The organism is Afipia sp. DC4300-2b1 (genome assembly GCF_049895725.1).
Lineage (GTDB): Bacteria > Pseudomonadota > Alphaproteobacteria > Rhizobiales > Xanthobacteraceae > Afipia > Afipia broomeae.
On the sequence record NZ_JAFCSX010000001.1, the window covers coordinates 457,704 to 474,899 of the forward strand.

The following is a 17,196-nucleotide window of genomic DNA, read 5'->3' on the forward strand; positions in this document are numbered from 1 at the left end:
ATCTGTGCTAACCCCATTGATGCCCCACCCTTCTTGTTTCGCACCTCGTTAGCGAGCGACCTCCGGTCACTTGGACTTTTGCATCTTAGTGATAGTCACTCCTTCCGAGGCGCGCTCGGCTTCGAATTTGACTTTGTCGCCTACCTTCAAGTTCTTAAGCATGTCTGGATCGTTGACACGCAGGACCATTGTCATTGCGTCCATCTCGAGGTTTTTGATCGGTCCGTGCTTGAGCGTGATTTTTGCGGCGGCAGCATCGATCTTTTTGACCTCGCCCTGGACCATGGCGTTCAGCGCGAATGCAGCCGCGGAGGTCAGCATCGAGGCAAGGACGACGGCAATCTTCAGATTTCTCATATGAATCCTTGTTCCTATGGAGGTTAGGTCACGTGGGCTACTTCACGGTCACAGTGCCGATCATGCCGGACTTCCGATGCCCCGGAATCAGACACGCATACTCGAACTGGCCGGTTTTGGAGAACTTCCAGACGATCTCATCCGCCTTCTTCGGCTCGAGCCGCTTTGCGTTCGGATCGTCGTGCTCCATGTCGGGATTCTTTTTCATGGCTTCGGCGTGCTTGAGATTCTCGCCGGTCGTGGCAAGGACGAATTCGTGCTCGAGTTCACCGTTGTTGCGCAGGACAAACTTGATCTGTTCGCCCTTCTTCACATCGATCTTCATAGGCATGAACATCATCTTTCCGTCGGTTTCGCCCATCGTGACCTGCACGATGCGCGCCGGCTCCTTCGGATCGCCGGGTTCGCCAGCCGAAAAAGATTCGTCGTGGCTGTGGCCCTTAGGACCCTCGCCTGCCCACGCGATGGCGGAGATGGACGTCACGGCAGCGAGCGTGATCAAAGAGATCGTGGCTTGTTTCATTGTCTTGTTCCTCTGTTGTTGGGTGAAGCGGCGTTAGCTCCGAAAAACTACATGCCTTTCATTCCCTTCATGCCTTTCATTGCCTTCATGTCGCCGTCCTTCGGCGTGCCCGCCGGTTTGTCCTTGCGCATGGGTTGCTCCCAAGGAGCGTCGACTTCAAAAGCGACGGTCCCGGCAGGATATTTGTAGGGACCAGGATCTTTGTAGTCGTCCCGCGCCAGCCCTTCTCGGATCTTCATGACCGTGAACATGCCGCCCATCTCGATCGGGCCGAATTGGCCGGAGCCCGTCATCATGGGCAACGTGTTATCCGGTGCGGGCATTTCCATCTCGCCCATGGCCATCCCGGTCGATCCCATCACCATGGCGTCCGGAGCAAGCCTGCCGACGGCCCTGGCAAGGTCCTTCTTCGAAACTCCGATCAAGTTCCTGATGTTGTGGCCCATCGCATTCATGGTGTGATGCGACTTGTGGCAGTGAAACGCCCAGTCGCCTGGATTGTCCGCGAGAACATCGAATGCGCGGATGGCACCGACAGGAACATCGATCGTGGTTTCCGGCCATTGCGCGCTTTCTGGAACCCACCCGCCGTCGGTGCAGCTAACCGCGAAGTTGTGGCCGTGAAGATGAATCGGATGATTGGTCATGGTGAGATTGCCGATGCGCACGCGCACGCGATCGCCGAGCCGCACGGCCATGGGATCGATGCCGGGAAACACACGGCTGTTCCAGGTCCACATGTTGAAATTCGTCATTTCCGACACCTTCGGCAGATAGGTGCCGGGATCGATGTCGTAGGTGCTCATGATGAACACGAAGTCGCGGTCGACCGGCCGGAATGCCGGATCGCGCGGATGCACGACGATCATGCCCATCATACCCATCGCCATCTGGACCATTTCGTCCGAGTGCGGATGATACATAAACGTTCCGCTGTGCTTCATCTGGAATTCGTAGACGAAAGTCTTGCCCGGTGGAATGTGGGGTTGGTTGAGTCCACCGACGCCATCCATGCCGTTAGGCAAAAGCACACCGTGCCAATGGACCGTCGTCTGTTCGGGCAGTTTGTTCGTGACGAAAATGCGCAGCTTGTCGCCTTCGACAGCCTCGATCGTCGGGCCCGGCGATTGACCGTTATATCCCCATAGGTGCACCTTCATCCCTGGGGAAAATTCACGTACGACCGGCTCTGCGACGAGATGGAATTCCTTCCACTCGCCGTTCATCCGCCACGGCAGCGTCCAACCGTTCAACGTGACGACCGGACGATAGTCGGGTCCGCTCGACGGCCGCAGCGGCGGCTGCATCGTCGCCTTCTCCATGATCGGCGCTTCGGGAATATTGGCTGCCTGCACGCGACCGCTCACTGCGGTCGCGCTCACCAGCGCGGCAGTACCTAGAAAGCCTCTACGGGACAACATGGCTCTTCTCCTTAAGTTGTCAGCCGCCCGCCCTGGCGGTCTTCGAGGAACGGTTTTGCGGTTGAGTGTCGGGGCGACCACCACCGTTGACGACGGTCTGCAGTTCGGCTTGGGCCAGCCAGAAGTCACGCTTCGCTTCGATCGCCGCGCGCAGTGCGGCGATCCGCTGCCTTGCTTCCGTCAGCAGCGCAAACACGTCGTCCTGCATGCTCGAGAAACGAAGCTGCATCTCGTCCGAGATGATCTGTCGAAGCGGCAAGACTTCGCGCTGGTAGTGCCCGGCGATGTCGTAGGTGGAACGGTATACTTTGTAGGCATCGCGCGCCTCGGACCGAACGTTCACGGCTTTTTCGGTCAAAAGGTTGAAGGCCAGATTGTAGGTTTCGACCGCCTGCCGGACGCGGACCTCTCCGCCGTCGAATATTGGAATCTGAAACTGCAGATCGAGTCCGCGCTCGGTGACCGCACCGCCTGCATCGGTCGTTCTCTTGTGGATTCCCGCTAGATCGAGCAGCGTAACGAAGCGGCTCGCTTCGGTGAGTTGAAGAGATTTGGCGAGAGCGTCGAGTTCGAGGCGCGCGATCTGAAGATCGACACGGCGTTCAACCGCATCGACCTCGATGCGCGGCAGAGGTTGCGGGCGGCGGGGCATTGCCGGAAGCCGCGCCGGAACGCGGAAGCCGAGATCGCCGTCCCACAATCCCAGCAGGCGGATCAGGCGCTCTCGCGAACTGGCGGCCTCCTGACGCAGCAGTGCAAGCTCCGCGGTGACTTCGGCATAGAACACCTGTTCCCGCGCCTGGTCGAGTTTGTTTAGCGCGCCTGTCTGCCCCAACTTCAGCGCGAGCTGGGCGGTGGACTCCGCGGTCGATTTGGCATCGGTCAACAGCCCGACCAATTCGTTGGCGGCGACTGCGCGGAAGTAGGCAAGCCGTACTTCGGCCGCGAGTCGAAGCGTTTCCTCCGCCGCTCGGAGTTGCGCCTGGCGAAAACGTTGCCGGGCGATTTCCGAGCGGAACGGCAATGTCGCCAACGCAAGAATGTCACCGGCGATCCGACGCTCGATCTCGACCACGCCAGAACCGGCGATGCGCGAGATCGAGAAGACCGGATTGGGCGGCAGGCTCTCCTGGACGAGATCTGTCTCCGCCAGCGCGAGTTCGTTGTACGATGCTTGCAGGCCGCGGTTGTTAAGCAGTGCTATCTGAACCGCAGTGTCCACCGTCAGGCCGCGGCGGAGCAGGCCCTGAACGGCATTCTGCGCCCATGCCGCGTCGTCCGCCGTGCGGATGGAAACTACCTCCTTGTGAATGGTCTCGCCGGCGAGGTTGGCGACAACCGTCATGCCCCCGTCCGGGGAAAATGTCGCGCATCCTGAAAGAAGCAAGGCGGAAAGAAGCACGGCCGCTGCTGAACCGATCTTCGATCGGCTTGCCGCGTCGTTTGAAATCTCGGGATTCTTGTGCATCGGTCGCTCCTACCGGCCGGACTTCGGCGCCGGGGCGACGCGGTCGTTCTGTTCGCGCCACGACGACGGCGCAGTGGGACGAAGGCTGGTGTAGGGAGCGACGGTGGAGCGGTAACCCACGGCCGCGACCCTCGCGTTCGGATCCGTGGGATCGGCGCCCGCCAACGGCACCGCCGTCTGCACGCACCCGCCCAACGCGAGCGCCGTGGCGGCCGTTCCTGCTATCGTTCGAAATCTATTGCCAAATAACTTCTCCACCACCGACCGAACGGCGGCGAGAATCGCCCCAAGCTGCGCAAGCATGTTGTTTTCCTGAACTGACGATTGACCACAGGCGCGCGGCCCCTTGACGGGGTCGGCACCGCGTAGCTTCGATCAGGTCAGGTAATGGGGGGACGATAGAGCCGAGGGGGAGCGTTGTCGGCGACGTTCCGGTAGCCTTCGACCTCGCAAAGCGCGGTCGGAGCGGAAGGCTTGACGATGTCGGCGACCGTCGCCGGAATAGCGGTAACGCACATCAGCCCGCAGCACTGCCCGCCGGATGAATGCGGAGCTTTTCCGGGAGCAGACTCCGAATTCGATGCCACGGACATCGAATGGTCATGCCCCGTTGACTTACCATGCGCCGCGGCGTGATCATGGGCATGACCGTCGGCATGCACGTGCTGCGGCTCGGAATGAACATGAACCATTCCTGGACCGTGATTCGGGTCCGTCAGGCAGCGGGCCGGAGCGTGAACGCCGGGCACCGCGTAGGAGATCGTCGGCGCCAATACGCAAAGCAGATAGGCAAGGGCTATCAGCCACCCTGCCCTCAATCGCTTCGCTCTGGTCAACCGGACGAGCATGCAGACATCAATACCTTTTCGTACCAAGATTCGGGACCATAGCGGTGAAGCCTCGATCCGCCAAGATGGAACTTGTAGTACCGCTCATCGGTCCGCCCGGCCAATGACGGCCATCAATTCGGTGATCTTCTTTCGCTGGTCTACTTTATCGCCGCTTGCGATGGCGTGTTCGACGCAGTGGGAGACGTGGTCCTTCAGGACTTCCTCCTCGACACGCCGCAGCGCGGCACGGACCGCCGAAATCTGCGTGACGATGTCGATGCAGTAGCGCTCCTCCTCCACCATCCTGGAGAGACCGCGCACCTGGCCTTCGATCCGGCTTAGGCGTTTGTGACAGGAAGCCTTGATGTCCTTTCGCATGGCCCCTATATACCCCTACACGGTATAGGTTGCAAGTAGCCACGGAGCTCGAAATGGCCAAGGAACAGAAAGCTCTATCGCCAGGCGCATGCGGATGCTACTCCAAGGCCGCTGCCGGACCTGAACCCGCCGGATGCTGCGGCGGCGCCGGCGGCCACGATCACCATCAACATGACCACGCTGCGGCTGGAGCTGCTGTTGTCGACCCTGTCTGCGGCATGACGGTCGATCCCGAAACCAGCAAGCATCGCTCCGACTACCGGGGCGTCCCCTACCATTTCTGCTCGGCCGGCTGCCGGACCAAGTTCGCCGCCGCTCCGGAGCAATACCTCGACAAGGTGAACGCAAAGCCGCACCACGCCGACGTCCCAGAGGACACCGTCTACACCTGCCCCATGCATCCACAGATCCGCCAAATCGGCCCCGGAAGCTGCCCGATCTGCGGGATGGCGCTAGAACCGGACCTGGTCAGCCTGGACGACCCACCCAACCCCGAACTGGCCGACATGACCCGCCGCTTCTGGATGGGGCTCGCGCTGGCTCTGCCGGTCGTTGTCCTGGAGATGGGCGGCCATCTGGTCGGCAGCCACGGCTGGATCGATCAGAACCTCTCGAACTGGATCCAACTCGCTTTCGCCGCCCCGGTCGTGCTCTGGGCCGGATGGCCGTTCTTCGTGCGAGGCTGGCAGTCGCTGGTCACCCGCAATCTGAACATGTTCACCCTCATTGCGATGGGCGTCGGCGTCGCCTTCGCCTACAGCGTCGTCGCAACGGTTGCGCCGGGCATTTTCCCGCCCGCATTCCGGAGCCACGACGGCGCCGTGGCGGTCTACTTCGAGGCCGCGGCGGTCATTACCGTCCTGGTCCTGCTCGGTCAGGTACTGGAGCTTCGGGCCCGGGAGGCCACCTCCGGAGCGATCAAGGCCCTGCTCGATCTGGCGCCCAAGACCGCGCGCGTCGTCGACGAGAATGGCGCGGACCACGAGGTTCAGCTCGACAGCCTGAACGTGGGCGACAAGCTGCGGGTCCGGCCGGGCGAGAAGGTGCCGGTGGACGGCGTCATCATCGAAGGACGCTCGTCCCTCGACGAGTCGCTGGTGACCGGAGAGTCCATGCCGGTCACCAAGGAGCCCGGCGCCAAGGTGATCGCCGGCACGCTCAATCAGTCGGGTGGCTTCGTGATGCGGGCCGAGAAGGTCGGCCGCGACACCCTGCTTTCCCAAATCGTGCAGATGGTGGCGCAGGCGCAGCGGTCGCGCGCTCCCATCCAGCGTCTCGCCGACCAAGTGGCCGGTTGGTTCGTGCCGACCGTGATCGTCGTCGCCCTTGTCGCCTTCGGCGCATGGGCGCTCTTCGGTCCGGAGCCGCGGCTCGCGTTCGGCCTGGTTGCGGCCGTCAGCGTCCTGATCATCGCCTGCCCGTGCGCCCTCGGACTCGCGACACCGATGTCGATCATGGTCGGCGTCGGACGCGGTGCTCAGGCCGGCGTCCTGATCAAGAATGCCGAAGCTCTCGAACGCATGGAAAAGGTCGACACGCTGGTCGTCGACAAGACCGGAACGCTGACCGAAGGCAAGCCGAAGGTGGTCTCAATCGTACCCGGAGAGGGATTCGACGAAGCTGAAATTCTGAAGCTTGCAGCGAGTGTCGAACGGTCCAGCGAACACCCGCTCGCCGATGCGATCGTCCGGGCGGCGAAAGAACGGAATTTGGCGCTGGCCGATGTCGCGGATTTCGATTCTCCGACCGGCAAGGGGGTCACGGGTAAGGTCGACGGCAAATCGGTACTGCTCGGCAACGCCAATTATCTCAAATCCGCGAGCATCGAAACACATCTGTTGGAAACGCAGGCGGAAAAGCTGCGAGGCGACGGCGCGACGGTTATCAACGTCGCGGTCGATGGTAAACTTGCCGGCATTCTAGCCATCGCCGATCCGGTCAAGGCCTCGACGCCGGAAGCATTGAAAGCGCTGGCGGCCGAAGGCATCAGGGTAATCATGCTGACCGGCGACAACCGAACGACGGCAACCGCGGTCGCAAAGCGCCTCGGCATTTCCGAAGTCGAGGCCGAGGTGCTGCCGGATCAGAAGAGTGCCGTCGTCAGTAAGCTGCAGAAGCAGGGTCGTGTCGTCGCCATGGCGGGAGACGGCGTCAACGACGCGCCCGCCCTCGCAGCGGCCGATGTCGGAATCGCCATGGGAACGGGAACGGACGTGGCGATGGAAAGTGCAGGCGTGACGCTGCTGAAAGGCGATCTTGGCGGCATCGTCCGCGCCCGTCGTCTCTCTCAGGCGACGATGCGCAACATCCGACAAAACCTCTTCTTTGCGTTCATCTACAACGCGGCCGGAATTCCGATAGCCGCCGGCATTCTTTATCCGACGTTCGGACTGCTGCTTTCACCAGTAATCGCCGCCGCTGCCATGGCGCTGTCATCGGTAAGCGTCGTCGGCAATGCACTGCGACTTCGGGCGGTGAACATCTAGCGTTGCAGGAACAGCGTCCGCATGCGGCCTACCATCTATTCGTCGTCGGACCGATGCAAAGCGCAAGTCCGTGCTCATGCTCGGGGAAGCATCCGCTGCATGATCCGGTCGCGGAAGACGAAAGCATGAATGAAGGCTGCGGCAACGTGGATGCCGATGGCGATGAGCAGTCCAAATCCTGCTGCTTGATGCCAGCCGCCGACCAGGCGACCGGCGATGGAATCGGGTGCAGTCAGCATCGGCAGCGGCACTCCGACTAGGGGCGACAAGTGCCAGCCCCGGAACGACGCAAAGAACCAGCCCGTCATAGCCGTTGCAACGACCAGTCCATAGAGAAGCCAATGAACGCTCTCCGACAAGAGGCGCTGCCAACGAGGCAGCGTATTTGCAGGCGCGACGGGGTGGAAGAGCCGCCAAGCAAAGCGCAGGATGATCAACATCAGGATGATAAGCCCGATGGCGATATGCAATGTCATCGCGCTCCCTGGAGGTGCGCCCGGTTGAATGTCGGGCATCAGCCAGCCGATAGCGAACTGTGCTGCGAGCAGTAACACGATCATCCAATGAAGGACCTTGGCAGTGTTTCCGTAGGCGGGTTGTTGTGTCATGGGGGATACGATTCTCGGTGCAGAAGAAATTGGATCGCGGTCAGTTTGCTTTCTTCTCGGCCTTCTCCGCGGCCTCGACGATATCGCCATCGGTGAACAGAATGCCCCTGAGGATCTCCCGCCACTCCTTCTTGCGCCGAAGCAAGAACTCCAGATCCATGCCGAAATGCTTGAACTCCTCTTTTTGGGCGTTTTCCATGATCGCGCGGGCTTCCCCGTCCTTCTCAAGTGAATTGCGCTGCTGATACCAGCCGATCGCCTCGGCTTCTTCGACGAGGCCGATGATCATCCGCGCAAACGTACGCGTCTCCGAGGAGAGTTCTGCAGCAGGTTCATGGTACTGTTCAGTTGCCATATTCTGTTCCTAAGTCTGATTTGTGAAAGTGAATGTTGGCCTTCGCACGCTTCCGACGGCGCAAACGGTTCAGGCCGGATGCCGTCCTGCCCGCTGAGGCAGCAACGCGATGCATCCGACGATGAATACCGCGAGTACGGCGGACGCCGCGTATCGACTCAGTGCCATCCCTCCGTTGGAGAGCGGCTTGTCCAGGAAGTCGCCGACCGTTGCACCGAGCGGGCGCGTGAGGATGAAGGCGGCCCAGAACAAAAACGTGCGCGACATGTTCGTCCAAAAGTACGCCGCTGCGACCATCGCCAGCGCGGCTCCGAACACGACGGCGCCGCCGCTGTAGCCAAGTCCCGTAGAGTCCGCCATCCAATCGCCGAGAGCGGTTCCGAGGGTTTGGGAGAACATGATGGTCGCCCAATAAAACACTTCTGCCTTGGGCGTGGTGACGCTTTCGACCGATACGGTCCCCAGCGAGCGGTACCAGACCGCAAGCGACAGCAGCAAAAGAGCGAGGAGGATCGAGCTGCCACCGAGATATCCGATGCCAAGGGACCGGTCCACGAAGTCGGCAAGCGTCGTTCCCGCCGTCGTCGTTGCGACGATGACCGTCCAGTAGAGAAATGGATGGAATTTCTTGGCGCTTATCTGCGCGGCAACGGCGGCGACGAAGATGGCTGCAAAGATCGTCGTGCCGACCAGATAACCCAGATGCATCGACATCGTCACCGCGTCGCCGCCGGTTTCTCCGAGCGTCGTCGCGGCGATCTTTATGATCCAGAACCCGAGCGTGACTGCGGGCACCTTGCTCAGGCTTTCGCCAAGTTGGTCTTTCATGAGAAGTTGCTTTCGATTGAGGCGCGTTTGTTCTTGGCGGAGCCTTCGGCCTATGACCTGCCGACAAGGCGGTCCATCGTGGCGACGACTTCGTCGATCGCGGACTTGCAGGCTGCGAGATCCGGCGAAGCGGCCCGCACAGCGGTGAGCGCGCGGTCGATGGCCTTGTCGACGGTGTGCCAGTCCGCAGCCGCCCGCGGCTTCAATCCGGCTTCCGCCTCGTCCCAGGACGTTTCGAGATCCTTCAGGCGCGCCTTCGCCCCGGCCAGGTCGCCTTTGTCCAACAGCGCCTTGCTGTCGGCGACGACGTTCCGAAAGGAAGTGAGATCCCCCAAATTGGACGAAGCGGCATGCGTCTGGGTAATGCAGGCGACGATAAAAGGTGCCGACAGAATTGCGCTTGACAGCGGACCAGCGCCAAGCAGCGCCGACAGGACGATCCTATGAAGGGTATTTTGGGCAGACATGTTCGATCTCCATTTTTCGAAAGATTTATATTGAATGGCTCACGCCCGTTCGTCCGCGGCCGCCGGCCGGTCGTGCAGGGTGAGGAACGCGACAAGCGCAACGATGACGGTGAGGAAGCCGAGGCTGGTGTAGACGGAACCGAAACCGAGCCCGCCATATTCACGCGATTGCGAAAGCAGGTCGCCGAGCGAAGCTCCGAGAGGCCGCGTCAGGATGTAGCCTATCCAGAAGCAGAGCACCGCATTCGCGCCGAGATAGTACGCCGTCGTGACGGTGGCGATCATTGCGCCGAAGACGACGACGCCGAGCCTGAAGCCAAGCCCCACGGCCTCGGTTGCGAGATCGCCGGCCGCCGTGCCCAAAGCGAACGTCAGAAGGATGGCGGTCCAATAAAAGAGTTCGCGCCGTGCGGTGACGATCGTGTGAATCGAGAGCGTGCGCTCCACGGCATACCAGGCCGCGAAGGTCGCGGCTAAGGCTGCCGCGAATATCGGCGTACTGATGTAGAGGCTTACGCCCATGCCGTCGGTGAGCGCGTCGGTGATCTGGGTCCCGACGACGCTGACGAGCACGACGGTCAGCCAGTAGATCCAGGGAACGTAGCGCGACATCCGCATCTGAAGCGTCAGCGCCACCAATAACAAGATCAGCGTAATCCCGTTCGTGACCGTTTTGCCAAGACCGGCGTGCACGGCGAGGTAGTCGGCCCCGGTCTCGCCGACCGTCGTGGACATGATCTTGATCGCCCAGAAGGCGAGCGTCACTTGCGGAACCTTGTTGAGAGCTTCCGCCACGAGGTTTTTGCTGAAATCCATGTCGTTTCCCTTCGCAGGGCCGTCGGTATTCGTGCGCCCTCCCTCATCGTTAGAGTTGCCGACTTAGCGACGACTTAGAAGGTCCGCCGCTGGGCCGCCCGTGCCGCCGCCAGGCTGAATCGGCTAAGCTGCCGCTAAGTGGCCTGAGTCAGACGTGACGAGGGGCATTTCTGGAGAAGACAAAATGAACAAGCTGAAAACGATCGTTTGCGCCGTCGCTGTGATGACATCGGCGGTGGCTCTCGCGGACAATGCCAAGACGGCGTCCAACGATGCGGGTCCCATTGCGCAAGCCAAGATATCGATGGGAGCCGCCGTCGCCGCTGCCGAAAAACACACCAACGGCAAGGCGGTCCGTGCCGAGTACGAAAAGGGCAAGGACGGCCGGTGGGCCTACGACGTCGAAGTCGCCAGCGGCAGCGACGTGTTCGACGTCAAGGTCGATCCGGACGCCGGCACGATCATCGCATCGACCAAGGATGCGGCGGATGCCGATGACGAGGGTGACAAGGCCGATTGATCGCCGGTACGCTGTAAACGAGGCCGGCGGCGGCATCCGCCGCCGGCCTCCACGGGAACCGAACATGCGCATTCTTCTGATAGAGGACGACCGGATGATCGGAGCGGCCGTGACCCAGGCGCTCAAGGACGCCTCATACGCGGTCGACTGGGTCACGGACGGGGAAACCGCTATCGAGGCAGCCCGGGCCGAGGCCTACGATCTCGCCTTGTTGGACCTGGGCCTCCCTCCTCCGGACGGGACCGAGGTGCTGAGGCAGTTCCGCAAGACCGGACGTCAGTTGCCCGTGATCATTGTGACGGCGCGCGACGCCATCGACGACCGGATCCATGGACTCGACCTCGGGGCGGATGACTACATCGTCAAGCCGTTCGAGATCCGTGAACTTCTCGCGCGCATGCGCGCGATCCTGCGGCGGCAGGGAAGTGGCAGCTCTGCCGTCCTGAGCAACGGCGCAATCAGCCTGGATCCGGCGACCCACGAAGTGGCCCACGCCGGCGAGACGTCGCGTTTGACCGCACGCGAATTCGCACTGCTGCAAGCCCTTCTGCTGCGTCCCGGCACCATCCTGTCGCGCGTCGACCTCGAACGGCATATCTACGGCTGGAACGAGGAGGTCGAAAGCAATGCCGTCGAATTCCTGATCCACGCGATACGCAAGAAGCTCGGCGCCGCGGCCATCCGCAACGTAAGGGGCGTCGGATGGATGGTGGACCGCCCATGTTGATCTCCTCGCTGCGCGGGCGTCTCTTCGTGGGGCTTACCGTCTTCATCGTCGGGGCAGGGCTCGCGGCGGGTTACCTGGCCTTCAGATGGGCATTCGAGGAGGCGATCGAGCTGCAAGATGCCATTCTGCTGCAGGTCGGGTCGCTGGCGGCAAAAAATCGTCTGACCGATCTTACCTCCGAGGGAAACATCGACGGTGAAGCGCGAGTCGCCATCGAGGAACTGACGCCGCCCCCCGGGGATCCCGCCCCCACAAGTTCCCTTCCCCGCCTACCCCAGGATCTTCGCGACGGCCTCCAGACCGTTAAGCGCGGCCAGGAGCAGTGGCGGATCCTGGTCCGTACGCGAAAGGACGGAAGCCGCGTCGCGGTCGGCCAACCGACGGCCCATCGCGACGAAATTGCCCGGGAGAGCGCGCTGCGGACCATCGTGCCGCTGGGCTTGCTCGTTCCGGGTCTCATGCTGCTGATCGGCATCGTCGTCGATCGAAGCCTGCGCCCTCTTTCCAAACTGGCGGCGCGCCTCGACGCGAAGCAATCGGACCATCTGGAAAAACTGCCGACGGACGGCATTCCGAAGGAGTTGCTTCCTTTCGTCGCCTCCATCAACCGTCTTCTCGACCGTATCGGGACGATGTTCGACAAACAGAGACGGTTCGTCGCCGATGCCGCGCACGAACTCCGCAGTCCTATCACCGCGCTTTCGGTCCAAGCCGAAAATCTGGAGCATGCCGGACTTTCGCAGGACGGACGGGTGCGGCTGGATTCCCTCAGAACCGGAATCCGGCGAACCGCTCATTTGCTTGAGCAGCTTCTTGCGCTGGCGAGATACGATTCGGACGCATCCAGAGAAATGCCGCTAAGCGCGTTCGACCGCATCGTCAAGGAAGTGGTCGCCGATCTGCTGCCGGCCGCCCAGGACCGATCGATCGACTTGGGTTTCGCACGGATCGAGACGGCCTCGGTACGTGGCGAACCCGCTGCCTTGGCGATACTCGTCCGAAACCTGATCGACAACGCACTTCGGCATACGCCGGCAGGCGGTCGGGTGGACCTGAGCCTGTTCCGTCAAAGCGATGCTGTCATCCTCCAGGTCGCCGATACCGGACCGGGCATCCTTGCTTCGGAAATCGACCGGATCTTCGAACCGTTCTTCCGTGGAAGTCGCTCGCGCGGCGATGGGACCGGCCTCGGTCTTTCGATCGTGCGACGCATCGCCGAACGGTGTCACGGTTCGATCCGACTCGAAAACGTCGGGCCACCGGGCGGACACGGGCTAATTGCCAGCGTCAGCTTTCCGGCAGCCCCAGAGACCACTTCCCAAGCCTGATTGGCAAACGTATCGTGTCTACAGGCGACCTGCCTTCGACCTTTTCATCGATAGACAATCCCGGCCGTCCCTATAGTAAGGCACCTTTCAATTGCGGTGACAGTCGACGAAGCAAGGTCGGTCGTATGTGCTTCAATCAGACCACCGTACCGAACAATTTGCCTATTACCGCGGTCGTCGCGAGGGCGAGCGCTCCCCAGAACGTCACGCGTATCGTTGCATGCAGCATGTTCGCGCCTCCTGCCTTCGCTCCGACCGCACCCAAGAGCGCGAGGAAACCTAAAGACGCGGCCGAAACGACCGGAACCAAGGCACTTGCGGGCGCAATAACCACCATGAGCAAGGGCATGGCTGCGCCGATCGAAAACATGGCCGCCGATGCAAGCGCAGCCTGAACCGGCCTGGCCGCCGTCAGCTCGGAAATTCCGAGCTCGTCGTGGGCATGCGCCTTCAATGCGTCCTTGGCCATAAGCTGCTGCGCGACCTGTCGTGCCAGCTCGCGTTCGAGACCCCGCTTGAAGTATATTTCGGTCAACTCCTCGAGTTCAGCTTCCGGGTTCTCACCAAGCTCCCGGCGTTCGCGCGCCAAATCGGCGAGTTCGGTGTCAGACTGGGAACTGACGGAAACATACTCTCCGGCCGCCATCGACATGGCGCCCGCAACAAGCCCCGCAATTCCTGCAAGGAGCACTTCGTTCCGGGTCGCGGCAGCCGCCGCCACACCGACAATGAGGCTGGCTGTCGAGATAATCCCATCGTTGGCTCCCAGAACTGCCGCCCTCAGCCACCCGATGCGCTCGATAAGATGGTACTCTGTATGTTGACGAAGACGGATCATTCAATTGTTTCCTTTCGGCTCCGAAGTCGAACACAGTCAAAAGAGATCCGAGATCCGCCGTAAAGCGACCACGGACAAGCAAACCGATTGCGGCTTGCAGACGGCGCTCTTCCGGTCTTCCCGATCCGCGTCGGTTCTTGGCAGGGCCCGCATCGTCATCGCGCGCTCATCCTGGCGTGTTAGATCCCACTTAAGTCCTTTCGACCGAGGTGGTGTCAGCTCTCGCCGTCGTCAAATCTTACCCCTATACGCCGAACCTTCCGCCAAATGACGCTGCAAGGGCGCTTGACACGATCCGACTCGATCAACAGGGTGAACTTAAGTGGTATGCCGACTGGGCTTTCGACCTCCAATGCCGCGCCCATTTGAAATATTACGGTACGGTGCAGTCGACCACTGCGCCGTCGAAGAGTATCTTACCGGCTTTTAGAACGCGATGTCGCGATGCTATCCGCTTGTCGTTCATTTCGAATACCAAAGTGCTTTCATTAGAGTCCGCACGTCGCACGCCTTTACCGGGGTCGGCGCAGGTTGGTTGCAATCGACCAGCCAAACAGATCCTCGCCACAAATCGTTAGGCGCGTGCTGATTGTCCGCCCCATGGGCGACAAGACGGCCCACGATGACGCCGCAGCGACACCTGCGGCGCCGACAATGTCCAAAGGGAATGGGCGGCGAGGTAGACCCGGGCCCAGCCTACCGAGAGCCCGAGGGCGGCGGCTAGCGCCCCGGCACGACGTGCAGGCGTTGAGGCGGACGCCCAGAGGGCCAAACCCATCGCAAAGAGTACGGTGCTGTGATCGCTTGGGAAAGAACTATCCGGAGCGTGATTGAGGAAGTTTCGGTTCTGCAGGACGGCGAAAGGCCGGGGATGCATCCAGAACGATGAAATAGCCACGGCCAACGCCAGCGCCAGAAGAGTGGAGAGACCGCCATCTACGGCAGCCCGCCGTTCCGCATGCGCCCCGAAAATCCAGAGGAGGACGAGCATGAAAGGGCCGAGGTAGATGGCCGACTGAGCCAGCACCATCGCAACGGTGAGTGACGCACCTTTAAGCGTTGGCGCCGCCGCAATTGCTTCGAAAACGCGATGGTTGAGAGTTTCGAACATTAGGATCCGGATGGCGTGCATGGGCCATGGTTTGCGCCTCAGAACACGTTCAGACTTAGGACAGAATTAGGAGCTGCCGCACTTGAGATAATCGAACAAGTGCAGGCCCCCTCACGCATTTGACAAGATTAGAATCGCCTATTCATCAACTCGTTCATGCTGTTGATTTTTGGTGATTTGCACGCGAGTTGGTTCTTACGATGTCTGCCGGCGATATTTTGATTTCGAACTTAAGTTCGGCATTTTGCGGAACGATCGTAGCGATCTTCGCCGCAGGCGTTATTACGCCGCCAACGCTATGGACAGACAGTTCGTTCACATAACCCGACACGGGATAACGAATTTCAGTACGTGAAAGACGATCCTCGATCGCCAATTTGCGCTCGCTCAGTTCAGAACGCGCGCGTCCGCAGTCCGCAAGTCACGCTGCGCCTCGGTGCTGGCGTTCTGGTCGACAGCGATGATCTGTACCCTGATTTCGGTGGCGCGGACCTTGGCGCGGGCAATGCCGGCCGATATTTCGCCCCGCTCCCCCAGTATCCGCGCCCAATCGCGGTGCGCGGAGTAGACGCGCGTATACTCCACAACTTTCTTTTCGAAGAGGAAATCCAGCTTGTCGCGCTCTGCTCCAACTAGTTTAATCTCCGTCACCAGCGCTTCCCGTCAACCTCCAAATCCCGTTGATACTTGCGCGGGTTTGCGGGCTGTTCGCTTCGCCAGGCCGTAAATGGCGCCGGAAGTCCGGCACCATTTGTATTTTACGAGGTCGCCTCGCGTAGCTTACATGCACCTGAGATTCCTTTCCAAAATTTAATTCACTCGCCTCCTCTTCGTTTCATTCCATGCGCGTTTAACCGCTAAATTACGAATCCAATGCGATCGGATTGAAAAGATGAAGAGAGGAATTGCGGTCTTGGCTTGCCTCAGCGCCCTCACCTTGGTCGTGTATCTTGTTATAAGCGAATGGGGGATTCGGCACGAGACGCTCAATTTGTACGACGCAGCGCGACAACGGCCCATAGCGGTCGATCTGGCAGTGCGGCGAGACTACGAGATAGAGGCAAATGCCGGTTACTGGAAGCTGCCGCCGGCAATCATCAGCAACGGAAATACCGTCAAGAACACCGAATATTCATTTTTGGCTAACGTTCTTGCGGCGAGAGGCTACCTGGTCGCAAGCATTCAGCAGGATCTCCGTACCGATCCGCCATTGATGACCAAAGTCGGGCTGCCATATGTCGGTCGGCGGGAGGTTTATGAACGCGGAGAAGCAAACATCCTCTTTGTACTGAATCAATTGAAGAAGTTGCAGCCGAACGCCGAGTACCGGCATCTCACCTTGGTCGGACACTCCAACGGCGGAGATGTCTCCATGTTCTGCGCCAAGCATCATCCGGAGCTGGTATCGAAAGTTATCACGCTCGATAATTTGCGGGTTCCCTTCGTGCTCCGCACGAAACTGCAGATTCTTTCATTTCGTTCAAAAGACCCCAACTTCAAGACTGATCCAGACGTTTTGCCGACAGCCCAACAGGCGAAGGCGGACGGGATCGAGATTATCCGTACCAAATTTCAGCACACCGACATGAGCGATCGCGGGCCCGACCCCGTAAAGAAGCAAATTCAGGCGACGCTGGATCGCTTTCTTGGCGAAAGAGCCGCCAGCGCGCTCACGCCGGCGATACCGACAAGCTGATCGTTAGTCCCGAGCCGCCAAACGCATACTGCGGCCACGCCAGTACCATGACAAAAATTGTCGGATCATGACACACGGGTTGCTTCATGACCTCTGAATTAGAGAGAGCGCTCAACGCTCACCCCGGTCCGCCGAAACGCGCTGAGCGCCCGGTCAAGCGACGCCACGATCCGGCGGGTCTGCTGGCGTCGATGTCGGGGGCGCGCCCTGCCACGAACACTGCATCTTGATTGACGATTTGAGCCGCCAGATCCAAGTATGTGAAAAAATCTCGACATAGCGATTCAACGTCGGTCCAGTTCTGGCCAGCCAGCGCCGAAGCATCTCGAGCTGGCGTCCGAATGCGTCGTCGCCGGGCGGGTCAATAGCGGTCATCGCGTTGCGGCGTTACGGGGACGAATGACCTAGCGCGGTATCGACGGGGATAGTCAAAGAAATC

General features: G+C 60.6%; 20 protein-coding genes and 1 pseudogene. 5 read left to right on the forward strand and 16 right to left on the reverse strand.

From position 1 onward, the window contains the following. Positions 1 to 66: 66 nt before the first annotated feature. The 6 genes from ACP7AL_RS02280 to ACP7AL_RS02305 form a co-directional block, all read right to left on the reverse strand. Positions 67 to 357, reverse strand: coding sequence for a copper-binding protein (locus ACP7AL_RS02280; protein WP_425988367.1), 291 nt, complete (start codon positions 355 to 357; stop codon positions 67 to 69). A 37-nt stretch (positions 358 to 394) separates the two neighbouring features. Next, the gene (locus ACP7AL_RS02285) at positions 395 to 880 is read right to left on the reverse strand and encodes a cupredoxin domain-containing protein (RefSeq protein ID WP_425988370.1); all 486 of its coding nucleotides are present in this window, start codon (positions 878 to 880) and stop codon (positions 395 to 397) included. 47 nt (positions 881 to 927) lie between these two features. After that, complete coding sequence (locus ACP7AL_RS02290) at positions 928 to 2,301, reverse strand: multicopper oxidase family protein (protein ID WP_425988373.1); 1,374 nt, start codon at positions 2,299 to 2,301, stop codon at positions 928 to 930. Between the two features lie 19 nt (positions 2,302 to 2,320). Beyond that, on the reverse strand, positions 2,321 to 3,769 hold the full coding sequence (locus ACP7AL_RS02295) for a TolC family protein (protein WP_425988376.1): 1,449 nt from the start codon (positions 3,767 to 3,769) through the stop codon (positions 2,321 to 2,323). Between the two features lie 9 nt (positions 3,770 to 3,778). Then, positions 3,779 to 4,072, reverse strand: a complete 294-nt coding sequence (locus tag ACP7AL_RS02300) for a hypothetical protein (protein ID WP_425988379.1) — start codon at positions 4,070 to 4,072, stop codon at positions 3,779 to 3,781. Positions 4,073 to 4,701: 629 nt separating this feature from the next. After that, positions 4,702 to 4,977 carry a metal-sensitive transcriptional regulator gene (locus tag ACP7AL_RS02305; protein ID WP_425988382.1) on the reverse strand — a complete coding sequence of 92 codons (276 nt, stop codon included), beginning with the start codon at positions 4,975 to 4,977 and terminating at the stop codon, positions 4,702 to 4,704. Between the two features lie 53 nt (positions 4,978 to 5,030). On the opposite strand from ACP7AL_RS02305, the gene ACP7AL_RS02310 reads away from it, so the two are divergent. Beyond that, on the forward strand, positions 5,031 to 7,463 hold the full coding sequence (locus tag ACP7AL_RS02310) for a heavy metal translocating P-type ATPase (protein WP_425988385.1): 2,433 nt from the start codon (positions 5,031 to 5,033) through the stop codon (positions 7,461 to 7,463). A 74-nt stretch (positions 7,464 to 7,537) separates the two neighbouring features. Here ACP7AL_RS02310 and ACP7AL_RS02315 read toward each other — a convergent pair whose 3' ends face one another. From ACP7AL_RS02315 to ACP7AL_RS02335, 5 genes are all read right to left on the reverse strand, one after another. Then, the gene (locus ACP7AL_RS02315) at positions 7,538 to 8,071 is read right to left on the reverse strand and encodes a cytochrome b (protein WP_425988388.1); all 534 of its coding nucleotides are present in this window, start codon (positions 8,069 to 8,071) and stop codon (positions 7,538 to 7,540) included. 40 nt (positions 8,072 to 8,111) lie between these two features. Then, entirely contained in the window at positions 8,112 to 8,426 is a 315-nt protein-coding gene (locus ACP7AL_RS02320) for a hypothetical protein (protein ID WP_425988391.1), read from the reverse strand. A 69-nt stretch (positions 8,427 to 8,495) separates the two neighbouring features. Further along, positions 8,496 to 9,254, reverse strand: coding sequence for a hypothetical protein (locus ACP7AL_RS02325; protein ID WP_425988394.1), 759 nt, complete (start codon positions 9,252 to 9,254; stop codon positions 8,496 to 8,498). Positions 9,255 to 9,304: 50 nt separating this feature from the next. Beyond that, positions 9,305 to 9,721 carry a histidine kinase gene (locus ACP7AL_RS02330; protein WP_425988397.1) on the reverse strand — a complete coding sequence of 139 codons (417 nt, stop codon included), beginning with the start codon at positions 9,719 to 9,721 and terminating at the stop codon, positions 9,305 to 9,307. Positions 9,722 to 9,760: 39 nt separating this feature from the next. Continuing rightward, the gene (locus ACP7AL_RS02335; protein ID WP_425988400.1) at positions 9,761 to 10,537 is read right to left on the reverse strand and encodes a hypothetical protein; all 777 of its coding nucleotides are present in this window, start codon (positions 10,535 to 10,537) and stop codon (positions 9,761 to 9,763) included. A 184-nt stretch (positions 10,538 to 10,721) separates the two neighbouring features. Here ACP7AL_RS02335 and ACP7AL_RS02340 point away from each other — a divergent pair, with 184 nt between their 5' ends. The 3 genes from ACP7AL_RS02340 to ACP7AL_RS02350 all read left to right on the forward strand — a co-directional run bounded on the left by ACP7AL_RS02340 (position 10,722) and on the right by ACP7AL_RS02350 (position 13,112). After that, entirely contained in the window at positions 10,722 to 11,057 is a 336-nt protein-coding gene (locus ACP7AL_RS02340) for a PepSY domain-containing protein (protein ID WP_425988403.1), read from the forward strand. A 64-nt stretch (positions 11,058 to 11,121) separates the two neighbouring features. Continuing rightward, positions 11,122 to 11,784: a response regulator transcription factor gene (locus ACP7AL_RS02345; protein ID WP_425988406.1), complete on the forward strand. Its 663-nt coding sequence runs from the start codon at positions 11,122 to 11,124 to the stop codon at positions 11,782 to 11,784. After that, the gene (locus ACP7AL_RS02350) at positions 11,778 to 13,112 is read left to right on the forward strand and encodes an ATP-binding protein (RefSeq protein ID WP_425988409.1); all 1,335 of its coding nucleotides are present in this window, start codon (positions 11,778 to 11,780) and stop codon (positions 13,110 to 13,112) included. Before ACP7AL_RS02345 ends, ACP7AL_RS02350 begins: the two co-directional genes overlap by 7 nt. 136 nt (positions 13,113 to 13,248) lie before the next feature. Here ACP7AL_RS02350 and ACP7AL_RS02355 read toward each other — a convergent pair whose 3' ends face one another. The 5 genes and pseudogenes from ACP7AL_RS02355 to ACP7AL_RS02375 all read right to left on the reverse strand — a co-directional run bounded on the left by ACP7AL_RS02355 (position 13,249) and on the right by ACP7AL_RS02375 (position 15,712). Further along, positions 13,249 to 13,950, reverse strand: a complete 702-nt coding sequence (locus ACP7AL_RS02355; RefSeq protein WP_425988412.1) for a VIT1/CCC1 transporter family protein — start codon at positions 13,948 to 13,950, stop codon at positions 13,249 to 13,251. A gap of 215 nt (positions 13,951 to 14,165) precedes the next feature. Continuing rightward, positions 14,166 to 14,416, reverse strand: a pseudogene (locus tag ACP7AL_RS02360) (PilZ domain-containing protein). Between the two features lie 108 nt (positions 14,417 to 14,524). After that, positions 14,525 to 15,061: a phosphatase PAP2 family protein gene (locus tag ACP7AL_RS02365; protein ID WP_425988415.1), complete on the reverse strand. Its 537-nt coding sequence runs from the start codon at positions 15,059 to 15,061 to the stop codon at positions 14,525 to 14,527. Positions 15,062 to 15,215: 154 nt separating this feature from the next. After that, positions 15,216 to 15,437 carry an HlyD family efflux transporter periplasmic adaptor subunit gene (locus ACP7AL_RS02370; protein WP_425988417.1) on the reverse strand — a complete coding sequence of 74 codons (222 nt, stop codon included), beginning with the start codon at positions 15,435 to 15,437 and terminating at the stop codon, positions 15,216 to 15,218. An 11-nt stretch (positions 15,438 to 15,448) separates the two neighbouring features. After that, entirely contained in the window at positions 15,449 to 15,712 is a 264-nt protein-coding gene (locus tag ACP7AL_RS02375) for a hypothetical protein (RefSeq protein WP_425988420.1), read from the reverse strand. Positions 15,713 to 15,953: 241 nt separating this feature from the next. Here ACP7AL_RS02375 and ACP7AL_RS02380 point away from each other — a divergent pair, with 241 nt between their 5' ends. Beyond that, positions 15,954 to 16,757 (forward strand): alpha/beta hydrolase, encoded by an 804-nt coding sequence (locus ACP7AL_RS02380; RefSeq protein WP_425988423.1) that lies wholly within the window; start codon positions 15,954 to 15,956, stop codon positions 16,755 to 16,757. Positions 16,758 to 17,196 lie beyond the last annotated feature (439 nt).